The 2,744-nt window shown below is 75.5% G+C and carries 3 protein-coding genes and 1 pseudogene; 2 read left to right on the forward strand and 2 right to left on the reverse strand.

Annotation, left to right across the window (positions count from 1 at the left end; genetic code table 11):
- Together JNW89_RS33720 and JNW89_RS33725 are read right to left on the reverse strand one after the other, a co-directional pair.
- Nucleotides 1-416, reverse strand: a pseudogene (locus JNW89_RS33720) (bifunctional [glutamine synthetase] adenylyltransferase/[glutamine synthetase]-adenylyl-L-tyrosine phosphorylase); the annotation flags it as partial.
- A 1-nt stretch (nt 417) separates the two neighbouring features.
- The gene (locus JNW89_RS33725) at nt 418-1,185 is read right to left on the reverse strand and encodes a type 1 glutamine amidotransferase (protein WP_238452120.1); all 768 of its coding nucleotides are present in this window, start codon (nt 1,183-1,185) and stop codon (nt 418-420) included.
- A 77-nt stretch (nt 1,186-1,262) separates the two neighbouring features.
- Here JNW89_RS33725 and JNW89_RS33730 point away from each other — a divergent pair, with 77 nt between their 5' ends.
- Together JNW89_RS33730 and JNW89_RS33735 are read left to right on the forward strand one after the other, a co-directional pair.
- Nucleotides 1,263-2,192 (forward strand): LD-carboxypeptidase, encoded by a 930-nt coding sequence (locus tag JNW89_RS33730; protein ID WP_238452121.1) that lies wholly within the window; start codon nt 1,263-1,265, stop codon nt 2,190-2,192.
- Between the two features lie 106 nt (nt 2,193-2,298).
- Nucleotides 2,299-2,744: hypothetical protein (locus JNW89_RS33735; protein ID WP_238452122.1), on the forward strand; the 446-nt coding region annotated here is incomplete at its 3' end.

Below are 2,744 nucleotides of genomic sequence, written 5' to 3' on the forward strand. Positions count from 1 at the left end.
GGTCCAGCCGGCCGTCGGCGGTGGGCGCGAGCCCGTCCGGGGCGGTGGCCAGCACCGTCCACTGCTCCGGGTTGGCGACCAGGTGGTCGCCGAGCGCCGACGAGGCGCCGAGCACGGCGACCAGCCGGCGGCGCAGCCCCGGGTCGGCATGCACCGCGTCCAGCAGGGCGGGCGGTCGACGCTCCGACGTTCCGACTCGACCAGGCGGTGCAGCTGGCGCAGGGCCAGGTCCGGGTCGCGGCCCGGGAGAGCGCGGCCAGCAGCTCGGCGGCCCGCTCGTCGACCGGCTCCTGCTCCTCGACCCGCCACAGCCCGAGACCGTCCGGGCCGAGCAGGTCGGCCGCGCGGGAGCCGCCGTCGGACTGCGCCGTGCCGAAGCCGTACCGGGCGAGCCGTCCCCTGGCCGGTCTGGTCATCTCACTGCCCGAGCAGCGGCAGGCTTCGCCGGGTGGGGTCGTCGCCCAGCTCGCCGAGGGCCAGCGCGGCGAAGCGGACGGCGAACGGCTGCCAGACCTCCTCCACGTCGGCCATCACCCGGTCGCAGGCGGCCACCACCAGCTCCGGGTCGTAGCCCAGCTCGGCCAGCAGGTCGGAGTCGCGGGCCCAGTCGGCGATCATCGCGGTGTCGCACTCGATGTGGAACTGCAACCCCCAGGCCCGGTCACCGAGGCGGAACGCCTGGTGCGGGTAGCGGGTCGAGGCGGCCAGCAGGGTGGCGCCCCGGGGCAGCTCGGTGATCTCGTCGGTGTGCCACTGGAGCACGTCCGGGATCAGCGGCACGTACCGGAACAGCGGGTCGGCGTCGGCGGCGTCCCGCTTGCCGACCACGCCGGGGCCGACCTCCGGGCCGGACGGGCTCCGCTCGACCAGACCGGCGTGCGCGGTGGCCAGCAGCTGCCCGCCGAGGCAGACGCCGAGGGTCGGCACCCGGTACCGGACCGCCTTGCGCAGCAGCCCTTCCAGCGCCGGGAACCAGGGCGCGCCGGGGCTGCCGTCGGGCAGCGGGTACGCCTGCTGCTCGCCGCCGAGCACCACCAGCGCGACGTACCCCGCCAGGTCGGCGGGGAGCGCGTCGCCGGCATGCGGACGGAGCACCCGCAGGTCAAGGCCCCCCTCGGTCAGCCACTCCCCCAGCCGGCGGAGGTCGTCGGTCGGGTCGTTCTCGATCACCAGCGCGGTCGCCACGGTGTCGAGGCTAGCGGGTGCGCCGGGCAGACCCGGAACGGCTCGGCCGCCCACCGCGCCGACTAGGCTCTGCCGCTGTGATCACCGACGAATGCCTGCGCCCGCCGGTCCTGCGCCCCGGTGACACGGTGATGCTCGTGTCGCCGTCCGGCCCGACCCGGCCCGAACGGGTGGCCCGGGGTGTCGAGCTGCTGACCGGTTGGGGGCTGCGCCCGGTGCTGGCGCCGAACGCGTACGCCCGGCGGGGCTACCTGGCCGGCGACGACGCGCTGCGCGCCGCCGACCTGAACGCCGCCTTCGCCGACCCCGAGGTGCGCGGGGTGATCTGCACCCGGGGCGGTTACGGCGCGCAGCGGGTGGTCGACCTGATCGACATGGCCGCCGTACGGCGGGACCCGAAGGTGGTCGCCGGCTTCTCGGACATCACCGCGTTGCAGTTCGCGCTCTGGCGGGGCGCCCGGCTGGCCGGCGTGCACGGCCCCGGGGCTGCCTGGCTGGACGAGCGCACCCCGCTGCGCTCGGCGGAGTCGCTGCACGCCGCGCTGATGACCACCGAGCCGGTGACCGTCGCCGCCACGCCGGACGAGGAGACCTTCGCCGTCCGGGTGCCCGGCCGGGCGGTCGGTCCGCTGCTCGGTGGCAACCTCTGCCTGATCACCGCCTCCATCGGCACCCCGGACATGCCCGACCTGACCGGCGCGGTGCTGCTGATCGAGGAGGTGCAGGAGCCGCCGTACAAGGTCGACCGGATGCTGACCCACCTGCGCCGCGCGGGCGTGCTGGACGGCCTGGCCGGGGTGGCGGTCGGCCAGTTCACCGAGTGCGCCGACGGCTGGGACACCACGGTCACCGACGTGCTCACCGAGTGCCTCGGCGATCTCGGCGTCCCGGTCCTCGGCGGCCTCCCGGTCGGCCACGGCGTCGGCCAGCTCACCGTCCCGGTCGGCACCCGCGCCACCCTCGACGCCGACGCCGGCACCCTTACCGTCTCCTCCGCCGTCCGCTGACCCGCCGGATTTTCAGCTGGGTGACAGGGTCGGCACGGGTTCGGCCCAGGTTCGGTGGTCACTGTCGGTGAGGTCATCGCACCAACCACCGATCACTGGAGGACTGATGTCCCGCACGATCTCGAAGAAGCACCTGCTGGCCGGGCTCGCCGCCGCCGGAGTGCTCGGCGTGGGGATCGCCGCCCCGACGGTGGCCTTCGCCGAGGACGCCACCCCGTCGCCCAGCGCCAGCAGCAGCGCCGACCAGGGCACCGACCGGCAGCAGCAGAAGGCCGACCGCCAGGGCGAGTTCGCCGAGGCGCTGGCCAAGGAGCTCGGCGTGCCCACCGAGAAGGTGACCGCCGCGCTGGAGAAGCTGCGCGAGCAGCGCAAGGCCGACCGCCCGGAGCGCCCCTCCGCCGAGGACCGGCAGGCGGCGCTCAAGGACCGGCTGGCCCAGGCGGTCAAGGACGGCAAGCTCACCCAGGAGCAGGCCGACGCCATCACCAAGGCCGCCGAGGCCGGCGTCTTCCCCGGCCCGGGCGGCCGTGGCCACCACGGCGGCATGGGTAC

This window comes from Micromonospora sp. 4G55 (genome assembly GCF_016803375.1).